A 20525-nucleotide genomic window follows, 5' to 3' on the forward strand; every position below is an offset into this window, starting at 1 on the left:
TGACCGGCTATTCGCTGATAAGAGAAAAACAACCACGCACTGCACAATATCCGGGCAAGAACCTGCCCAGATATTTGGCGGTGCGTTTTTATTTATATATTAAATTAAATGTAGAATGATAGCAATAATAGCAACAGCAATTGCTTGCTTCATCGTAGGTGGAGTCTTTTCATACATACTATTCCGGTATGCACTGAAGTCCAGATACGAGAATATCCTGAAAGAAGCAGAGACAGAAGCGGAAGTAATTAAGAAAAACAAGCTGCTGGAAGTGAAGGAGAAGTTCCTGAATAAGAAAGCAGACCTTGAAAAGGAAGTAGCACTGCGGAATCAGAAGATTCAACAGGCGGAAAACAAACTGAAACAACGTGAAATGGTGCTCGGACAGCGCCAGGAAGAAATCCAGCGCAAAAAGATGGAAGCCGAAGCTGTCAAAGAGAACCTGGAAGCGCAACTGGTGATTGTCGACAAGAAGAAAGAGGAACTGGACAGACTGCAACAGCAGGAAATTGACAAGTTGGAAGCAATCTCCGGACTGTCTGCCGATGAAGCAAAAGAACGTTTGGTGGAATCCTTGAAAGAGGAAGCTAAAACGCAGGCTCAGTCATTCATCAACGACATCATGGATGATGCCAAGCTGACTGCCAACAAGGAAGCGAAACGTATTGTCGTTCAGTCTATCCAACGGGTAGCTACGGAAACTGCCATTGAAAACTCTGTTACGGTATTCCATATCGAATCTGACGAAATCAAAGGACGTATTATCGGACGCGAAGGACGTAATATCCGTGCACTGGAAGCAGCCACAGGTGTTGAAATCGTTGTAGACGATACTCCTGAAGCTATTGTGCTTTCAGCTTTCGACCCGGTTCGCCGTGAAATCGCACGTTTGGCACTGCATCAGCTTGTTACTGACGGACGTATTCATCCGGCACGTATTGAGGAAGTGGTAGCTAAGGTACGCAAACAGGTAGAGGAAGAAATCATCGAAACTGGTAAACGTACTACGATCGACCTTGGTATCCACGGTTTGCATCCTGAATTGATCCGTATTATCGGTAAGATGAAATATCGCTCTTCTTACGGTCAGAACTTGTTGCAACACGCTCGTGAAACAGCCAATCTTTGTGCTGTAATGGCATCGGAACTGGGACTGAACCCGAAGAAAGCAAAACGCGCAGGTTTGCTGCATGATATAGGTAAAGTGCCTGATGAAGAACCGGAATTGCCACACGCTTTGCTGGGTATGAAGCTCGCAGAGAAATATAAGGAAAAACCGGATATCTGCAACGCTATCGGTGCTCACCATGACGAAACGGAAATGACCAGTTTGCTCGCTCCTATCGTACAGGTATGTGACGCTATTTCAGGTGCACGTCCGGGCGCACGCCGCGAAATCGTTGAGGCTTATATCAAGCGCTTGAATGACCTCGAACAATTGGCGATGGCTTATCCGGGTGTAACAAAGACTTATGCAATCCAGGCAGGACGCGAACTCCGCGTTATCGTTGGTGCGGATAAGATTGATGATAAGCAAACTGAAAACCTGTCGGGCGAAATCGCCAAGAAGATTCAGGATGAAATGACTTATCCGGGACAAGTGAAGATTACCGTAATCCGTGAGACACGTGCGGTTAGCTTCGCTAAATAAGACCAAATCAAAAAAGAAAACAAAGATAAAAGGGCGAAGCAATTCGCCCTTTTTTAATAAATGCCCGTTTCCTTTTTAAAGATACTCATTGCTTTTTAAATACATAAATCACTTTTTATCCCTTACTCATCAACCTATGAAAAAGTTTCAATTCGAAGTTTGTGCCAATTCTGTAGAAAGTTGTCTCGCCGCCCAGGCAGGCGGAGCCAATCGGGTAGAATTATGTGCCGGTATACCGGAAGGCGGAACGACACCGTCTTACGGAGAAATATCCATGGCGCATGAAGTGCTGGACACTACCCGGCTGCACGTTATTATCCGTCCCCGGGGTGGAGACTTTCTCTACTCACCTATAGAAGTCAAGACAATGCTGAAAGATATAGAGATGGCTAAGCAACTCGAAGTTGACGGGGTGGTTTTCGGATGCCTGACTGCTAATGGGGAGATTGACTCCGTCGTCATGCAAGAGTTAATGAAAGCCTCACAAGGGTTATCCGTCACTTTCCACCGGGCTTTCGACGTTTGCCGCAATCCTGAAGAGGCACTCGAACAAATTATAGAACTCGGTTGTAACCGGATTCTTACTTCCGGACAGCAGGCTACTGCCGAACAAGGTATTCCTCTACTTAAAGCACTACAAAAACAGGCAGCGGGAAGAATTATCTTACTTGCCGGATGCGGTGTGAATGAAAAGAATATTGCCCGAATCTCCTATGAAACAGGGATACGGGAGTTTCACTTCTCTGCCCGTGAAAGCATAAAAAGTGGCATGGAGTACAAAAACAAATCGGTATCTATGGGCGGTACTGTACATATCGACGAATATGAACGAAACGTAACGACCGCCCGGAGAGTCATGGATACGGTTCAGGCTATATCTTCATAATTCAGATCATATCCTTATAAATAAGGTATGATTGTGATATAAATACCCGTGATAATGGCCGAGGTGATTACGCCGGATATATTAGCTCCCAAGGCATCGCCTAAAACGAATGAGTCGGGATTGTCCTTGCTGACAATCTTCTGGGCAACTTTTGCGGTAGTAGGTACACAACTTACCGCGGCTATGCCAATCACCGGATTATAGTTTCCCCGTTTGATAAAGTACATGATATAACCGCCCAAGATTCCACCGATACCGGAAAGTAACAAAGCTACGATACCCAAAACCAATAATTTAAGAATCTTCGGATCGAGCAATAAGTGTGCGTCGCAGAGTACGCCCAACAATACCCCTAACATAAAGGTAGAGCCATAAAGCAATGGGCCGCTTACAAAATCATAAATATGTTTCATACCGGACTCACGGACGGCAACTCCGAGGAACAAGGAGAAGAATAAGGGCGAAGCAACCGGGAACAGGAAACAAAGAACGGCACAAAGAATAGCGGAGAAGGCCAACTTTACTTTTGCATCATAGTTTTTCGGAGCTTTCTTCGTTACCATCTTGATTGCACGGAGACGTTTGGGAACCAGGAGTTTTACCAGGTAAGGATAGCCACCGTATGTTAATCCTAAATAAAGATAGGCAACTACCGTGATAGGGACAAACAGATGTTTTGCCAAAGCCAGCGAAGTAAACAGCACCATCGGGCCATCAGCACCGCCTACCATAGCCACAGAGGCGCTTTCTTTCAAAGTTAGTCCGAGAGCGGCGGCGATAGGCACTGTCAGGAAAGTTCCTAGCTCCGCACACAGTGCAAGGAAGATACTTGCAAATGGTTTCTGAAGCAGGAAGCCGACATCCAGAAGTGTCCCGATGCCCATAAAGACAAAACAGGCTATCAGTCCGTTACTGAATGTAAGCGTGTAGACAGGTTGCAGGAAGTCTATCTGCATTGTATTCATCAATGCGTCCGTATCCGAAAGCATCGGGTCGAGAAAGAGATTACCCAGTGTACCGTCGGGCATAATCAGTGTTCCACAGTTGATAGCTACCATTCCCAGCCCCATCGGAATCATAACCATGGGCTCGAGCACGCCTTTCCAACCTAAATAAATAAGTAACAAACCGAGAAGTACCAAAAAGATTCTGGCAGAAGCGAGGAACCAACCGCTTGCCATCATTGTACCAATACCTTGAAATAAGGTCGCAAAATCTATATTTTCCATAATGAATGTCTTTTTTATTATTTGTCAGAAGCTGATTTCTTGAAGTTTTTCTTGTTGATATGCGCCCGTTCTTCCTCTTTAAGAAAGAATTCGCGGGTATCCCGTGGATAATAATAATCCATCAGGGTTTCGTCCGAAGCCCCCGGACTCACACCATGATAATAACCCGCATAACCGGTAAAGTTACGGTTGATGCCACGGCTGAAGTCTTCACGGTAATCTCCCATGGATTCTTCCGTCTCAAGCGGTATCTGCCTGACGAGCTTTTCCACTTTCTGACGATGTTGCCGCCAGCGATGCAGACGAAGTAACTCCAACCGGTGGGAACTGTAAAAGTCAAATGAATCGGCAGCATAAGCTATTAACTTAATCACTGTCGCAACGAAAAAGCCTATGAGAAAGGTCAACCCCATCATAGCCAACGTAGATAGTAATAAATGAATCATAGTAGTATAAAAAAATAGGTTGTATAATCATTTATGCACAAACACGGCATGCCCGGAAATGAATATTATCCGGACTTATAAAACATATTTGCACAAATTCCCAGGAATAGTTATGGCAAAAGAAAGGCTAAATCAAGATATGTGCCAAGGTATAAATGTAATACCTATTAGAATATTTCAGATAATTAGTGTCGGAAAGAAGAATTTTCCTTTTGTCCTCGGGCAAACGGAAAGAGCGGGAACTTAATAACTGGACAATGACGGGAATATCATTAAACTTCAATGTCCTGACGGGAGTTATGTTTCGTGGAAGTGAGAAAGTAGTCAGGATTCCTAAGGAATGGCTCTCTGCCGGAGTTGAAGTGAATGTCGTAGCAGTGACTGCGTCATTCTCCAAAGAGATTACGGTTGTTTCCCGAAATCCCCGGACATCTTCTTTATGGGTAGACAGACTACCTCCAATAAGTAAGAATGCAAGTGACAATATGCACAAAAGATACTTTATCATAACTCTCTACAAACGTAACAATTAATTCGCATAAAAGTGCGCTCTATACAGAGAATTAACGATTATTGCATACTGTCACACTGCATTACTACTTTCTGTCCCTTCTTCGCTCTGTTCTTTCTACAATCCGTTCTTTCTACAATCCGTGAATGGTTTTCATCAATTGCTCGCCCAGGCCGATGGTATATCCTTGAGAAACAAAGACCACACGGTTGAATGTATCGGCAATGATAAACATGGGCAGAACATTCTGATTGGAGAGATTCATGGATTTAGCAATTTGCTGCTGAATGCTATTATCCATATCTACGCCATAAGTAATGGTAGACGGCAACCCCTGAAACTCTACAGGATGGAATTTCTTATATTGTTCTTCGGACGGGAAAAGGAGGACTATTTTCCGACCCCATTTCTCGAACTCGCTGCCTAAAGCGGCTATATCCCGCAATGCATGATTAGTAGGCTCCTGCCCTACTCCCAACACACCAACCACAAAATAACCTCTTCCACAAGTTTGAAGAAGGCTCTGCGTTGCAGATGAGTTACCGCCCGATACAGGAATATACAATGATTCCGAGTTGAAATTTCCAATTACCTGTACTTGTTCGTCACTTTCTCTCATAATCAAATCAATGGTTGTCGTCTTGTCCGGTTCTATGGTAAAGAAAGTAACTTTGGAAAGTACCGCTCCGCTTGCCATACGCGTTCCGGTGACCAGCATATAATAACCGGCATCCAGTGGAGTGCCATTCTTCAACAGATTTGACCATGTAGTACCTGCACCCATATCGGCATCCCCTTCGTCATAGTTCAACAGTTGGAATACACCGTCCTTGAATTTGGAAAGAGTAAAATGGGAATAATACTTCGGATCGGGTAATGAACGGATTGGTTTGTATGTGGCACGCAACAGTCCGGTAGCAGCCTGCACCGGTGTACTTTCCGCAAAATCCACATCTATAGTACGTCCTTCTTTATTCACATACTGCACTTTTCCCGTCACCTTATCTATTTGGGCAGGTATGCCGAAAGCACGAGCCATTGCCACAAAGAAAATATCACGTGACTTTTCATCCGCAACACGAGCTCTCCACACTCCTACCGGAGAAATAGGGATACGCTGGGAATTCAGTTCATTGTTAATCTTAATCTCTTTCTTACACCATTCAACCAAACGGGATGGTTCTTCCACAAAGGCTTCTTTCTCTTTTCGCGAAAATGCAGCATTGAGATTATAGCAATAAGGCGTCAACATTTCGTTTTCCACACGCGGGTTGACCATCTCGGCACTTTCATGCTCAGTGGTAATCTGTAGATAATCAACCAGGCAATAAATAGATACATCCCTCCAATCTTTGGCAGAAAGTTGCTGCAATAGTGCCAAAGCAAAGTCAAAACGTTCTTCGGTCAGATTTGAAGCTATTTTTATGAAATGAAGCAACGTCTTATAGTTTCCCCGGGAAGCAACCAATATCTTTACCATTTTCTCTTTATCTTCATCGCTTATATTGAATCTGGCAAGAGCTTCCTGGTCAAGTGCTTCTCTAGCACGTTCTTCAGTCATCATCGTTGCTACATAAGCATTGCGAATAGAATCTTCCTTAGCCAGCCGGAAATCATTTTCCTTACGTTGTTCCGGAGTTACTTCCGGCAGATTCGCTCCTTCCGCGGGTGGAACAATGTCCAAATCGAATGCATATGCTTCTCCCTCTTTCTTATCCAAAGCAAGAACCAGCTTATCATCTTTGCCAAAAGACAGTTTACCATAACCGAATTTACCGTCTTTGGAAACCCATACCAACATATCTCCCTGTCCGGCTGTCAACGAAGCCTGACCGTCCGCACCGGTATATTTAGTGGCAACCGTATAAAACTCGGCGTAATTATAAACTTTGAAATCCACCTTCGCACCAATGACAGGCTGACCGTCAGCATCAGTCACCATGACCACTGCCTTTCCCGTAGGAGCATAATTATCTATCACATTAATCTCGGTATAATTCGGAGTCTCAAGCATAATCTCCTCCGGCCCGTTATAACGACCGAAAACCTTTGTATGCATCAACATTCCACGACTTGCGGGCGCATTGAACCAACCGAGGTTCAGCACCGGTTCGGGCTCGCAAGCACCAAAGAAATACCACTTGCCATCCGCCCAGGCTTCTACCCAGGCATGATTATCATCCGTATGCGCCCAACGGGGAGTATATACCTGACGGGCAGGAATTCCGACCGAGCGCAATGCGGCAACAGTAAAAGTAGACTCTTCCCCGCAACGTCCATAGGCCGTTTGCACCGAAGCTAGCGGCGAACTGGTACGGGCATCACTCGGACGATATACCACTTTCTCATGGCACCAGTGATTTACCTCTAAAATCGCATCCTTCATCGAAAGACCTTTCACCCGTTCTTTCAGTTCTTCATAAAATACTTCCCGGGATTCATCCAAATTCTCATTATTCACACGGACAGGCAATACAAAGTGCCGGAATAACTCATCGGTTACACTCTTTCCCCAAGGCATCTCACTGCGAGCCTGTTCGGAAAGACGAATATTTTTCAGATAATATACCCCGGGATAGTCTGTTATATCCCCTATCGGCATATAGGCATAAAGAAACATCAGCGCTTCACGCTCGGAGAGAGTCAAAGTACTATCCGAAAGGATGGTAAACAGATTCCCATCGGGAAGAGCCTGTTGTTTTTGCTCAAAATCCTGAAGTACCTGATTACGATAAGCTTCTTCTTTCAAAAAATGGGATTCACTGCATGAAAATAATAATACAGAGAAATACGGGACAAGCAAAAGACGGACGAGTGTTTTCATATTTATGTGTTAATTAAATAAACGATAGTCAAATAAATATGCATACCAAAGTACACATCCACAAAATTACAAGTTTTTTTCTGAAAGACAGCACAAGTAGCTGTAAATGTATGTAATAGGTTTGTAACATCTACCGTGTCCGAACCTCCTTTAAAAAGAAAAATCAAAATAAAAAGAAGATTTTTATGTTTTACAGCATATATTTCAAAAACATTTTGTACCTTTGCAGTGTTAATAAAGAAAACAAGATGTAAAACCGCTCTTCAAAACGTGGGGGGCAAAAAAAGAGGAAACAAATTATGAAAAAGAATGCAAATGAAAAAATTATGATGTTACAGTACCGTATTAAGCGCTATCAAGCAATGGGAAATGGTGCAATGTGCCAAACCTTGAACGGTAAACTTCAAAAACTGCTGTCACAGCAGGTTGCCATGTAAATAAACACACTAATTATATGAATTTGGGCGAGGAACTTTCGAGTATCCTCGCTTTTTTTATACTTTTGTACTCAAAAGATAATAAAACACATATATCATGAAGAAATTATTAATGTCGGTTGCGTTGCTTCTTTTAGCTGCAACTTCTTTTGCACAAACACCCGGTTATGAATTCACAACCGTTGTGTCCCACAAAGCGACTCCCGTCAAGGATCAAGGTTCCACAGGTACTTGCTGGTGCTTTGCCACCGTCTCTTTCATGGAATCCGAACTGCTCCGCATGGGAAAGGGAGAATATAATCTGTCGGAGATGTATATCGTCCGCCAGAAGTACATGAATCAGATGGAAGACAATTATCTCCGTCGCGGAAAGGGAAACATTGGAGAAGGGAGTTTGGCTCATACATTCACAAATGCCTATAAACAAGTGGGTATCGTTCCCGAGGAAGCTTATTCCGGTTTGCTTAACGATAAAAAAGACCATAATCATGGAGCATTGACACGCTATTTCAAGGCTTTGGTGGACGCTAACATCGCTTCCAAAAAGCGGACTCCTGAATTTTACGCCCTCATCAATAATCTGTTTGATACTTACTTGGGAAAACTCCCTGAAAAATTCACCTACAAAGGAAAGGAATATACTCCCCAATCTTTCACAGAAAGTCTGGGACTGAACATGAATGACTATATAGAGCTGACCAGTTTTACCCATAAACCTTATTACGAGACTTTCTCACCCGAAGTTCCTGACAACTGGGAAAACCAACAGATGTATAATCTTCCGTTGGATGAACTGATGAGCGCCATCGACCACGCACTGAACAATGGATATACCGTATGCTGGGACGGTGATGTCAGCGAACAAGGTTTCTCTTATAAAAACGGAGTAGCTATCAACCCGCAAGTGGAAGATGTGAAAGACTACTCTACTACCGACCGTGCACGTTTCGAAGCAATGCCCAAGTACCAGCGTATGGAAGAAGTGTTCAAATTTGAGCATCCTTATCCGGAAATCAATGTAACGCCTGAAATCCGCCAGGAAGGATATGAAAAGTTTGTGACAACTGATGACCATCTGATGCATATCACCGGTATCGTAAAAGACCAGAATGGTACCAAATATTACATTACCAAGAATTCCTGGGGAGCAGACGGCAATAAATTCGGAGGATACCAGAATATGTCTGAAAGCTACGTACGCGCAAAGACAATAAGCATCATGGTACACAAAGATTCTTTGCCCAAAGAACTGAGAAAGAAACTCGGAATTAAATAAAAGAGATTATTTCCCAATAAAACAGGGCGACAAAGTATCACTACTTGATCGCCCTGTTTTCTATTAACCTACTATTAAAAACCTCATCCTTTTATTTCTTTTTCAGCGTTACATCACTGATTTCTACAACACCACCTTTGTTCTGAGCAAGAATAGCTATACAGCAATCTTTCAAGATAGCAGCGTCATCGTCCGTATCGGACACTTCCAAATCAGCATTGGCTTTCTTACTACTCATAGTATTTACCACTTGTCCCATATCGTAATAAACCACTACTTTAGTCCACTTATCAGCATCTTTAATCTTGAAGTTGTATTGTGCGCCCGAAGCATTCGGCTGAGAATCGGCATCGTAATCCCGACGCATAAAGAATGTAGTATTGTACTTGCCATTGTCATTCTTTTCTTCGTTGGTCTGCTTGATATACACACTTACCGGAGTACCTGCTTCTTTGGCTTTCGCATAGAAAGTGAGAACGTAGATGCCTTTCTCCAATCCATCTGTCACACGCTGTCCCAGAAAAGCTTTATACCAGGACGTATTTTTTGCAGCACCCGAATTATCTATCTTCATGGCATTCGGATACTTGGCATCACCAGTTTGCTCCCACGTAATGGTAGTCACTCCGTCCGCTTCATTATTCAGGATAAACCATTCGCCTGCGGTAGCTTTGTTGACATTAGTCACCTTATTGGTCACTTCTGTAGCGAACTTCTCATTTTTAATCAGATTCTGAGCGCTTACGCTAACTCCTGCAATAGCCAAAAGGCCGGCAAATAATACTTTTTTCATCTTACTGTAATTTAATTAATTATATCTATATTTCTTCTAACTTTCAATATCTACTTCACTTGTTGTATAACAAATCCATATTTCCCAGTCTCTTTCTTTTCTTCTGTCTTTAGTGTAATGCGGTAAATCTCCTTACCCCATACATTGGACAGGCGCGGATCATCCAACTTGATTGTTTCCAATCCGGCCTTAAAATGAGGCGGATAGTGCATTTCCACCTTCTGTCCCTTTACTTCAATCCGAATCTTTCCGGCTGATGGGAAAGTGACATTCCCCCAAGTTAGGAAATTCACCTGATTAGGGGCAATAACTTCGTCCAATGTATAAACATCACCGATCATAAGTTTATTATTATCAAGTGCATAAGAACGAACCCAACTCTTCACTTTCGCTTCCACCGGATAAGCAGCGGCTATATCCGTAGAGAAAAGATTTTTCTTCTCATTGCAAACCGTATTTGTAGCCTTGTACTGTTGCCCGTATTTCTGCGGCACCCCATTAATCATCGGTAAATTATGATAATTGCTTTGCATTGTCCAAATCGTATAGCGGTCTTTGCCGAATGTCTGTTTCGTATAAGTACCTACACCGGCATCAATAATCACAGGAATCGTATTAACATACAAGGAGAAAGTTCCTACATCATTATGGTTATGACTTTCATTATTGAATCCGCCTTTAGCAGCAACAAACATACCACTTTTATTCTTCATATAACAGAATTCCGTTTCGGGATACCATGTGACGTCCGGCATATCATGTATCGGAGTGGCTTTTGCCAAATCATTACAGCAAAGCAGGGATTGAAGCGAACGAAAAGCATCATTACCCATTGTAGCATACGGTTTCCTGCCATTCAGCAAATATGCTGCAAAATGCATCATTTCATCGCTGTTTACAGCTTTACCAAAGCGGTAAATCAGCAAAGGATCGCCACCGCCTTTTGCTGAAGCATCGGCAAAATTCACTACCCATCCATCGCCAACGTAAGAACGCGACATATATTCTCCCATCCGACGAATCATCGGTTCGTTGAAAAGAGATATTTTACCACCTGTACCATCAGAAAGAATTTGAAGATAGTCATAGAGTTTTCCTGCAGCATGTCCCCAGTAGGACGTCCCTTCTTCGCAAGCCCCGTCGGATTTCACGAAATTGATGAACTTATCTACGGATTTCATGGAGCGATAAACGGCTTTTGCCAACTTTTCCTTGTTGTTTTCCATCAGGAAGAAACATTGCAGCGCGTTGGAGTTACACCAGGGATTCCAGTTGTTGATAATCTCTCCCGGCTGCCAGTTGAAGGCCATCCACCACATATCATCATCATTCATATACGGGTCGAGGATGCGTTCTTTGATTGCCTTGCGCATTTGCAAAGATACGACAGGATTGATTTTATCGAATGGCTTGCGGAAGAAATAGTGTACCCAAGCCATCAAAGCTCCGTAGCCGCCTGAACCAAGGTCGATAATCTGTTCACGGAAATCAGGAAGTGAACGTTTACTGCTCTGGCGGGGCAAGTGTGCGGATAAAACCCATGAATTCATTTCACAACTCATATAAGCTCCGTTCAGCAGTTGGTCGATAAAGCGGCCTTTACCTTCGGCTAATTCTGCAAGCATCAGCGTATTGAGTGCCTGACGGTTGGCGTCATAAGGAACTTCCATCACTTTCCGGTTACCGGTACGTTCGTATTCCAAATAAGCGGTGGCAGGGATCAGTTGCCATTTGTAGTTGAGGAGTTTCTCACCAGCTTCGATGAGACGTTGTTTGTTGGGCCCCATCAGTGAGTCCCAGGCGGCGCGGTCTGTATAAGCAGGATATGGCACCCAAGCTTGTTTCATTACTAACACGTTTTTCAACGTAGCTTCGTCTGCCGCTTTTTGCAGCATGTTGCGTTCAGTGTAAGCGTTAGCTTTGAAAGAGAAGCTTCCCAAAGCTGCTACCAGAAGAACACAAAGCAAATGTTTCATTCGATTCATGGTATTTTGTTCATTTAAGCAGGACAAAGATAGCGCATCTCTATAAAAGTAAGGTGAGCAAATCATACGAACCTGATGACAAAAAAGTACATACTTCAAAAATCGTACTATTCCCAGTCACTAAATTCAAAACTCAACTGCTCCCAGACACCATGTTGCTCATCCGCTTCTTCTTTCGGATTGGATACGGAAAGTCCGATAAGCCGGATCGGGTGCTGTTCATATTCCACACTTTTAAGTAATTCCTTGGCTAGTGGAAGCACCCTGTCCAAAGTTGTCAGTTCCTGTGACTGTGTGACGCTTCGGGTTATCTGACTAAAATCATGAAACTTGATTTTCAGTGTCAGTGTATTCCCTTTAAAATCTTTACGGTTCAGGCGTTCAATCAATTCTACCGCCACGTGATACAGTTCGATAATAACAGAAGAATGAGCCGAAATATCCCGTTCCAACGTACGTTCACACCCGATGGATTTACGGATACGGACTGCTTCCACCGGACGTTCGTCAATACCGCGTGCACATTCATAGTAAAGAGCTCCCACTTTACCAAAGTGCGCTGTCAACATCTCAAGGGAACATTTCCGTAATTGGAATCCATTACTGATACCAAGCAAATGCATCTTTTTGGCAGTTACAGGACCTACTCCCCAAAAAGATTCGATGGGAAGACGGGCTATAAAATCAAGTGCCTGTTCCGGATGGATGGTGCATAATCCATCTGGTTTGCGATAATCAGAAGCTATTTTAGCCAGGAATTTATTATAAGATATTCCGGCAGACGCTATTAGATTCAGTTGTTCGCGAATCTTCTGTTTAATCTCTTTCGCTATATCCACAGCCAAGGAAATGCCTTTCTTGTTTTCTGTTACATCGAGAAAAGCCTCATCCAAAGAAAGAGGTTCAATAATGTCGGTATATTCATGGAAAATCTCATGTATCTGCCGGGAAACAGACTTATAGACATCCATCCTGCCGGATACAAAAATAAGTTGGGGACAAAGATGCTTCGCTTTTAGTGAAGACATAGCAGAACGGACTCCGTAACGCCGGGCTTCGTAACTGGCAGCAGCCACGACTCCCCTCTCTTCAGCATGCCCCACCGCCAAAGGTTTGCCGCGAAGTTCAGGATTATCACGCTGTTCTACAGAGGCATAGAAGGCGTCCATGTCGATATGTATAATCTTTCTCTGACTCATTTTAGGGAATTAGCAGAGCAAACTTACTATAAATTCCCGAATAATTCCCGCTTATCGGTTCAAGAAATAATATGGTTATGATTTTTATAGATATTTAGAGCACTGAGACATTTTAAAGTCATTTAGATAACATCTCTACTATAAGATAAGGAATTGCAAAAACCATAAGAAGAATGGAAAGCATAACTTCAGAGAAATTAAGGCTATGCTTTCCATTCTATCAACAAGTATATTATAAGCTATAATTTAGCGGTCTATAAATGTACATTCTTTACCCAACATGGCCTCTCCGTATTTCTTTGGTAGCATATTACGTGTAGCATGATATGTTTCAGGTATGGGAAGTGTATTACTACTCTTTTTCTTTATTATATAAGATTCTCCAATAGTAGTTTTAAAAGAAATCATGTTGTCTTTATTGACCTCAATATTGACATTCTGGTTGCTGGACGTTACAACCTGAACAGGCTCATTTCCCCAAGGATTCTGTATTCTGCATTCTTTTCCCGCCAGACTTTTGATTTCGACAAAAGAAATGGTTTCTAAACTATCTATAGCCGAAGATACGATAAAAGCTCCCTCAGAACGCAACGTAAAAGCAGCTGCAAATTTAGATGGAATAGCCGGAAAAACTCTTATCTTCCCCTCATGACTTTGAAGTAGCATCTCATTGATAGCCGTCCCCACAATGCCCATTGTTTCCATACCGCATTGAACAAAAGGTTTCGTCCGAAAACCCGATTTTCCGGCTTCGGGACGATTATAAGTCAATCTCGAATCATACATATAGTCGCGCTGAGTATATAACTCGGCATCAGGAATCTGATCAACGTAACGAGAAAAATAATGCCAATGGTCTAAATTGTAAAATAACCCTTGATTGAAATGCTGCAGATAGTTAACACTGCATTGTAACCGCTCCAATACTTTATCTCCTAATCCCAACCGTGCGGAAACAATTGCTCCGGGAGTAATGGCATTCCGATTCTTTGGATGATGTAAAGCTATGTTTCGGGCTATCTCAAAATAGTCAGTCCCTTTATGGTTCAACCCAAGCACACCTGCCGGAAAAACAGCTGTAGTATGTGCGTCAAAATGATAACCTTGTATATTTGATTTCGCATCCGGATACACTTCATTATTTTCTGTAAACGCCAATCCAAAAACCTTTCCTTTTTCGGGTACATCCAAAATCGGAGGAGCCCATAAATGCGATATGACATGTTTCCATTGTTTTATCTTTGACTTGTCCACATTCAGGTCTTGAGCAGCTTTAATACAATTTTTAAATAATGACTCAATCATGTATCTGTCTGTTATTGTATTCTTCAATTTACTACTCCATTCATGTTCGTAAGGTTGTGCCGGATAAATATAAAATTCTTTTCGGACATCATCCCACTGGAGGAAATTCAAGTAGAAATCTGCTGCCTCTTTCATAAATGGATAAATTGTATTCTTAAGATAATCGATATCTTGAGTATAGGCATAATACTCCCACATTATTTTACTTATCTGACTGGCCGGAGTATAATTCGTTGTCATATTTCCCCAGTTTGCACTAACCATGTTACCTGAAAAGTCGTGCGCCTCAGTTATTAACAGCCCACCTTTTGTCCCTTTCTTTCTGGCCAATGCTTTTCCTTGAGGAATCATATTGACATAAGTTTCAATATAAGGTCGCAATAGTTCACAATCGTTTTGAACGGCAAGTCCCCAATAAGATTCTTGAGTATTCCAGTGATGGGGTGTAGTCCACTGACGATGATCATAATTAGTAGTCCATAACCCGCCATTGAATGGTACCGGATATTTTCCCCGTGAAGAACTCCCCATGAGATAACGGCGAATGTAATAAATGTTCTCCAGATAATTGTCTGACAGATGAACGAACGACTTCGACCAAAAGTGACTCCACCAATTGATATGTTCTTTTTGAAGGGCTGCAAGCGTTTTTACTTCCGCTTTATCCAGTAATGAAATCGCCTCTTGAGTCGGATTGTCCGAATCGTTAGAACTGGCAACTGATATCAAAATCTTATATTTCTGCTTAGAAGACAAAGGTGTAATCATTGAATTCTCCCGGTCACTGACACGCAAAATCTCTGTCGGAGTCTCAAGTACCCGACACGCAATAGTAAAACAAAGACCACCTTCAAACTTTTCTTCCAAAATAATGTCATTTTCTTGTTTATTCACCTTTGCAGTACCTAACCCATTGGTCACATCCCGGTCACGTGAACCGTACCAGCCACCAAAGTCACGACTGCCCCATCGCTCCAAAGAAATTCGATTTACAGCTCCTGAAGGCAACGTTTTCTTATAATCAGCCTGACAATCTATCACCCAGACATTAGAGTTGGCATCTACCCAAGATGTTATCTCCGTATCGGCAAATGCTGTCGAACTCTTAATCTTTAAATCTGCATTTTGCAAAGATAAACGAGCTTCAAAATCAGCTAGATGCATATAGCTATAACACGGTACGCCTAAATTAACTTTCAACCGTCCCGCCGAACGTAAAGTCATCCTCCCATTAGCAGGTTTATCATATAAATCTATTTTATTAATTTGTAAGGTAATACCCTCGTCGGTAAACCACAACATACCTCCGAGATCACCATTACCTAAAGGAAAACCATTGAAACTGTCGAACTCCGGTTCCAAATAGACAATATCATGCTGACTCAGATAGTTATCGTCAATTTTTAAAAGCGAAGAGGCTTGTATAATATATATATTACAAAACAAAACAATTAAAACTGAAACAATATTTTTCATTTTACAAACTTTTCTTTAATAGTAATTTACCCATTTACTTCTGTACACAAGTTACATCCTGTATCTTTCCTTTGAATCCATTCAGCAGGTCACCTATTTGGCGTAAAGGAAAAACCAGTGTTTCCTGATAAGACATATAATCCATACGCTTGTATTTCTCATAATACACTTTCTTCTTACGCCCTTCCAAACGTTCTTGCAATTGACCATTAACGTATAAAGAAGTTCCTCTATAATCTCCTTCAATACGAATATCTGTCCATTCCTCTGTCGGAAGGCGATAAGAACTGAAAAGAAAAACATAGCCGTCACGACTAAAAGCAATCCGTCCGGTATTTTCCCAATTAGTATAGACTTTGGAATGGGGACCTTCAAATAGAGTACCACTAATATTAGTATCTTTATCCGGCCAAATTTTAAACGATACTGCATAGGGATAGCCAACTTCCTGTAAAATAGTATGAATAGTATCTGTACCATTCAATGAACACATCTTTCCCGAAGGAGTCAGACGTGTTTCTTCAGGAATCCGTGCCAGTAAATTTACTCCCGGAGCTTCCGGCATCACATGACACAAAGCTTCAAAGGTTTCATAAGGAACAGTCTTTTCATCCCCTTTCCAAAGCTTTTCCGCCAATACCTGAACGGCCGGGAAAGAACGGAAATGTACATCCTGTTCAGAAATACCATTGCCACACATGTCATTCCATACAGCGAACATTCCACCTAATACTCCAGGAGTCCCTTCAGGAAGTGTCTGATTTCTGTTCATCAACCACGGACTCCATGATTCATAAATCCACTTATGATCCAAAAACTCACGATAATAACCTGCTCCCGGCACAATATAAAGATATGTGTCACATGTGTTTATCAGCTGATACCCATCCTTTAAAGATGCTTCAGGATCTATCCAGTCATACGACCATGCATTAACAGTCACTCCTTCTGCCTTTACGGGAGTCTTACCGGGAAGCCATTTCAAACCTCCCCACATACGGGGATTCTTACCATATTTTTCAATATATTTCAGATAACGATCTGTGAAATAACGGTATTGTTCTGCCTCCTTCTTATTATATTCATCCGTACCGATATGTACATCGGTCCCGATGAATACAGGATGTTCACCGGAAAGATATTCATCAAACAAAGTATCGAGGAAATAATAAGTTTCATCTTTGTAAAGATCAAGGTGATCCATTCCGTATTCTTTGCTGCCAATTTCCGGTTTGTAGTGCGTAAAAGCAAGAGAGTGTGCAGGAACATCTATTTCGGGAATGACGTTCACTCCATAGTCCATTCCCATGCGTTGCAAATCCGAAAATTCCTGTTTGGTATACGAACCGTCCTTGGCTGTCAATCCGGGGAAACGTTCACTTTCCAAACGAAAAGCAGCATAAGTCATATTCCAATCATTATTAAAGAACTGAGGAAAGCCATTATCATTCAAATGAATTTGAAACTCGTTCATCTTGTAAAACGAAAGTATCTTGACATATTTCCTCAAATAGTCTAATGTGAAGAATTTACGGGCTACATCCAGCATAAATCCACGATTAGGAAATTTTGGAAAGTCACGCGCTGTCCCTTTCGGCAATTTACCTTGCTGATTATACAAAATCTGTAAAAGACTACGTGTTCCCCAAAAAAGTCCTTTCGCAGTAGGCGCTTTAATACTTGCATAATGATTGGTAACCAATACATACCCTTCATCCCCCAACTCTTTATCGGTGTTGATCAGCGAGAGATAAATGTCATTTTTCCGGGGCTTTCCTATTTTTATAGTGTAGTTCCAGTCCATTAATTCTTTCAAGTCATCGACCAATATCCGGGCAGTGGATAAAAGTTGCACTTCATTATCAGGATTTACAACGATACGCCCTTCAGCAGGCAAGAAAAGTTTTCCATTCCCCCCCTTCCATTGTTGCAAAGCAGGAATAACACTTGGACAAGGTTCTTGTGCAGAAACAATAAAACATGCCACTGACAAACAATATAAAGTAAACAGTAGTTTTCTCATAAATTCAAGATTATCAAAATTAATATTATTCGCATCTAAGGGAAAATAACCTATAAATATATAACTTTTATATTAGTTGACGGATACATTGTTCAGTTTATTCATGTATTTTTGGTAGAACATCTCTCTATTTCCACTTTGATCCTCACGATTATCCACTTCACTGAACATCCAAACATCATTTTCTTGAGCCAATTGGATTAATTGAGCAAGCAGTTGCTTCCGTTCTTCTCTCGTGCCATATTCCAAACGAATTTGAGCGTACATTATAGCCATTCGCTCTTTCCGAACCCGTTTCAATACATCCGGTTGGTCTGCTACAGCATTTTCAGCCAAATCAAACCAATGTTTGTAACGCTCTATGCATTCTTTTGACAGGTAACCTTCACGATGAGCTTCAGGATCACCATCCATAGAAAGTATGGCTCTTGATTTTTTTAATGCTTGTTCCATATCTGCAATATATTGCTTGATATAAACTCCTGCTTTACCATAATATCCTGTTAAAAAATCATCCATTTCCTGTTTCATATCGCATTGTGGATTCCACAATAATTTAGCTAGCAAATAACCACGTAACTCTGCAAACTCTCCTCCTTTCTCTCTGTTTCCTTGACAAAAAATAGCTGATACATTATGAGCTGTATAGAAATTGATATTATCCTGCATAGTACTGAAATTAGGAAATGGAGAAATTAAGTTTTGGAATTGGACAACATAATCCCAAACCAATATCTCATTACAAATTTTTCCCCAATCCACCAAATCCTTTCTGAATGCAGCATGAATATTAGAAGTAGCAATAGGAAAATTAATACCTTGTCGGGCTGTTTCTATTGCACACATTTGAATTACAACATTAGATGCCGGTTTAGTATATAACGGTGCCTTTCTGGTGTAAGTATAAGCTAAAGTAGCTATTTTCTTGTGCGGAAAGTGCTCAGCTATTTGATTTACAAATTTCAACATCGTTCCGCTAGGACTTCCATCATACAAATCAGATGTTTGACATTGCCGGCAAGTACAGTTCCCTTTTCCGTCCATTTGACTCACACTCCAATAATGTGCTAATGAATCAGCCCATACAGGGACTTCTGTCTGTGCTGTTTGAATCAGTCGATTTAAAGAATTTACAGCATGAAAAGGAAGGTCGGGATTAGTCAGGCATAACTGCGTTCCCTCCGAACGCGGCTGAATTCTTTTTCCCTCAATTTCAGAAAAATACTCAGGATGAGTATCATAAAGACTGGGAGAAACTACATCATAAAGTGAATGACACCATAGTCCCCAATCTGCATGATGCCCACCTTTTATAGCCCATCTATCAGGAGCTGTCAACCCCTTTCGAAGCGTATTCCCATTCAGTTTCAGTTGTGCGGCAATAACAGGATCACATAAATCATAATAATAGACTTCTCGCCATTTCACAATTGGTGTATAGCTTTCTTCTATAAAAGGCAATTGCTTTTTATTTAATAAAGGAATGAAAGAAACTTCAGAACTATACCATCGACATCCTACATATTTTTCTAAAAATGAATATACTCCATATAGAACACCTCTACCATTCTGTCCACCAATGACAATAGCATCTTTTTGTATGGACAAATAATATCCATCTTCACCAAGTTTTGTATTTGTCGGTAGAATGCTGTTTATATCGCATGTTTCTTGGGCAAGTACCAACATTTCAGATTGTTTCAATGAAACAGACCGTTGAATACATGAAGCTTTAAATACTTGAATGATATACTTGCTCAATTCTTCAGCTGCATGAATTACAACTTCAGGTGCATCAGGACAAGTATAAACATAATAAGTTCTTCCACTTTCCAAAACCATCTTTCCATTTTTAGCATGTAAAGATATTGCCATCAATAGCACAAGGACAACATATATATATTTCATGAAACTTTCATCATTTATAAAATTAAAGAAAAAAAGAGGGGACAGGACACTCAAATAATGTTTTATCCCCTCTATATACTAACTGCCTATTAAAGTTACTTTTTCAACGTACATTGTATAACCCATTCTTTGGTTGTTCTACCATCGGCCGCAACAACCTTATATTTACACGCTTTGGAAAAATCCCCCCATTTACCTAAAACAGGTGCACCATCCAACGGATAAATAGTAGAGGCAGTAGAAATAGTAGCAATACCTACAATCTTCTCCAATTTTACACTATTACGTATTTCTTCTGTGAAAAAACTTGGATTTCCCGCTTCAGGCACAGTGATTGTACAAGAAATAGTATTCCCCTCTATTTTCACATCAGTAGGCAATGAAACAACTCCCAATTGAGTATTATTTCCACCATTCATCGCTTGTTCCCAACGATGTTCAAACTTAAATCCTGTGATTTCCGCATCATCATAAGATTCCAGTTCGTCCAGTCCTGCCTCCAGACAAGAAGACAGCGTCAACAACATACAGACCATAAAGGCACTTAGCCTCCAAATATTTATAAATTTATTCATA

15 protein-coding genes are annotated in these 20525 nt (G+C 41.4%); 4 read left to right on the forward strand and 11 right to left on the reverse strand.

Going from position 1 to position 20525, the window contains the following annotated elements; all coding sequences use genetic code 11:
* Window positions 1-115 precede the first annotated feature (115 nt).
* Together rny and AB5443_RS17515 are read left to right on the forward strand one after the other, a co-directional pair.
* On the forward strand, window positions 116-1651 hold the full coding sequence (rny, locus tag AB5443_RS17510) for a ribonuclease Y (RefSeq protein WP_022138752.1): 1536 nt from the start codon (window positions 116-118) through the stop codon (window positions 1649-1651).
* 136 nt (window positions 1652-1787) lie between these two features.
* Window positions 1788-2537: a copper homeostasis protein CutC gene (locus AB5443_RS17515; protein ID WP_277132365.1), complete on the forward strand. Its 750-nt coding sequence runs from the start codon at window positions 1788-1790 to the stop codon at window positions 2535-2537.
* Between the two features lie 14 nt (window positions 2538-2551).
* Here AB5443_RS17515 and AB5443_RS17520 read toward each other — a convergent pair whose 3' ends face one another.
* The 4 genes from AB5443_RS17520 to AB5443_RS17535 form a co-directional block, all read right to left on the reverse strand.
* Entirely contained in the window at window positions 2552-3766 is a 1215-nt protein-coding gene (locus AB5443_RS17520; protein WP_022138750.1) for a sodium ion-translocating decarboxylase subunit beta, read from the reverse strand.
* Between the two features lie 17 nt (window positions 3767-3783).
* A complete protein-coding gene (locus tag AB5443_RS17525) occupies window positions 3784-4212 on the reverse strand; it encodes a LapA family protein (protein ID WP_277132367.1) in 429 nt (142 codons plus the stop codon).
* Window positions 4213-4339: 127 nt separating this feature from the next.
* Window positions 4340-4720: a hypothetical protein gene (locus tag AB5443_RS17530; RefSeq protein ID WP_073347889.1), complete on the reverse strand. Its 381-nt coding sequence runs from the start codon at window positions 4718-4720 to the stop codon at window positions 4340-4342.
* A 136-nt stretch (window positions 4721-4856) separates the two neighbouring features.
* A complete protein-coding gene (locus AB5443_RS17535) occupies window positions 4857-7547 on the reverse strand; it encodes a transglutaminase domain-containing protein (RefSeq protein ID WP_277132370.1) in 2691 nt (896 codons plus the stop codon).
* Window positions 7548-7846: 299 nt separating this feature from the next.
* Here AB5443_RS17535 and AB5443_RS17540 point away from each other — a divergent pair, with 299 nt between their 5' ends.
* Together AB5443_RS17540 and AB5443_RS17545 are read left to right on the forward strand one after the other, a co-directional pair.
* On the forward strand, window positions 7847-7984 hold the full coding sequence (locus AB5443_RS17540) for a hypothetical protein (protein WP_004301914.1): 138 nt from the start codon (window positions 7847-7849) through the stop codon (window positions 7982-7984).
* 97 nt (window positions 7985-8081) lie between these two features.
* On the forward strand, window positions 8082-9260 hold the full coding sequence (locus tag AB5443_RS17545) for an aminopeptidase C (protein WP_277132392.1): 1179 nt from the start codon (window positions 8082-8084) through the stop codon (window positions 9258-9260).
* Between the two features lie 91 nt (window positions 9261-9351).
* On the opposite strand, the gene AB5443_RS17550 is transcribed toward AB5443_RS17545, so the two are convergent.
* From AB5443_RS17550 to AB5443_RS17580, 7 genes are all read right to left on the reverse strand, one after another.
* The gene (locus AB5443_RS17550; protein WP_277132394.1) at window positions 9352-10053 is read right to left on the reverse strand and encodes a DUF4627 domain-containing protein; all 702 of its coding nucleotides are present in this window, start codon (window positions 10051-10053) and stop codon (window positions 9352-9354) included.
* Window positions 10054-10103: 50 nt separating this feature from the next.
* Complete coding sequence (locus AB5443_RS17555) at window positions 10104-12038, reverse strand: heparinase II/III family protein (RefSeq protein ID WP_044654922.1); 1935 nt, start codon at window positions 12036-12038, stop codon at window positions 10104-10106.
* 107 nt (window positions 12039-12145) lie between these two features.
* Complete coding sequence (gene dinB, locus AB5443_RS17560; protein WP_277132397.1) at window positions 12146-13237, reverse strand: DNA polymerase IV; 1092 nt, start codon at window positions 13235-13237, stop codon at window positions 12146-12148.
* A 246-nt stretch (window positions 13238-13483) separates the two neighbouring features.
* A complete protein-coding gene (locus AB5443_RS17565) occupies window positions 13484-16018 on the reverse strand; it encodes a DUF5703 domain-containing protein (RefSeq protein ID WP_277132399.1) in 2535 nt (844 codons plus the stop codon).
* Window positions 16019-16052: 34 nt separating this feature from the next.
* Window positions 16053-18041, reverse strand: a complete 1989-nt coding sequence (locus AB5443_RS17570) for a family 20 glycosylhydrolase (RefSeq protein ID WP_277132401.1) — start codon at window positions 18039-18041, stop codon at window positions 16053-16055.
* Window positions 18042-18113: 72 nt separating this feature from the next.
* A complete protein-coding gene (locus AB5443_RS17575; RefSeq protein ID WP_277132403.1) occupies window positions 18114-19949 on the reverse strand; it encodes a DUF4838 domain-containing protein in 1836 nt (611 codons plus the stop codon).
* A 95-nt stretch (window positions 19950-20044) separates the two neighbouring features.
* On the reverse strand, window positions 20045-20524 hold the full coding sequence (locus AB5443_RS17580) for a hypothetical protein (RefSeq protein WP_277132405.1): 480 nt from the start codon (window positions 20522-20524) through the stop codon (window positions 20045-20047).
* Between the last annotated feature and the right edge of the window lies 1 nt (window position 20525).

It is taken from the genome of Bacteroides sp. RTP21281st1_H5_RTP21281_210402 (genome assembly GCF_040918965.1).
GTDB lineage: Bacteria > Bacteroidota > Bacteroidia > Bacteroidales > Bacteroidaceae > Bacteroides > Bacteroides congonensis.

Coding starts and splice junctions, on each gene's coding strand:
- rny (WP_022138752.1), top strand. CDS start 116: ATGATAGCAATAATAGCAACAGCAATTGCTTGCTTCATCGTAGGTGGA.
- AB5443_RS17515 (WP_277132365.1), top strand. CDS start 1,788: ATGAAAAAGTTTCAATTCGAAGTTTGTGCCAATTCTGTAGAAAGTTGT.
- AB5443_RS17520 (WP_022138750.1), bottom strand. CDS start 3,766: ATGGAAAATATAGATTTTGCGACCTTATTTCAAGGTATTGGTACAATG.
- AB5443_RS17525 (WP_277132367.1), bottom strand. CDS start 4,212: ATGATTCATTTATTACTATCTACGTTGGCTATGATGGGGTTGACCTTT.
- AB5443_RS17530 (WP_073347889.1), bottom strand. CDS start 4,720: ATGATAAAGTATCTTTTGTGCATATTGTCACTTGCATTCTTACTTATT.
- AB5443_RS17535 (WP_277132370.1), bottom strand. CDS start 7,547: ATGAAAACACTCGTCCGTCTTTTGCTTGTCCCGTATTTCTCTGTATTA.
- AB5443_RS17540 (WP_004301914.1), top strand. CDS start 7,847: ATGAAAAAGAATGCAAATGAAAAAATTATGATGTTACAGTACCGTATT.
- AB5443_RS17545 (WP_277132392.1), top strand. CDS start 8,082: ATGAAGAAATTATTAATGTCGGTTGCGTTGCTTCTTTTAGCTGCAACT.
- AB5443_RS17550 (WP_277132394.1), bottom strand. CDS start 10,053: ATGAAAAAAGTATTATTTGCCGGCCTTTTGGCTATTGCAGGAGTTAGC.
- AB5443_RS17555 (WP_044654922.1), bottom strand. CDS start 12,038: ATGAATCGAATGAAACATTTGCTTTGTGTTCTTCTGGTAGCAGCTTTG.
- dinB (WP_277132397.1), bottom strand. CDS start 13,237: ATGAGTCAGAGAAAGATTATACATATCGACATGGACGCCTTCTATGCC.
- AB5443_RS17565 (WP_277132399.1), bottom strand. CDS start 16,018: ATGAAAAATATTGTTTCAGTTTTAATTGTTTTGTTTTGTAATATATAT.
- AB5443_RS17570 (WP_277132401.1), bottom strand. CDS start 18,041: ATGAGAAAACTACTGTTTACTTTATATTGTTTGTCAGTGGCATGTTTT.
- AB5443_RS17575 (WP_277132403.1), bottom strand. CDS start 19,949: ATGAAATATATATATGTTGTCCTTGTGCTATTGATGGCAATATCTTTA.
- AB5443_RS17580 (WP_277132405.1), bottom strand. CDS start 20,524: ATGAATAAATTTATAAATATTTGGAGGCTAAGTGCCTTTATGGTCTGT.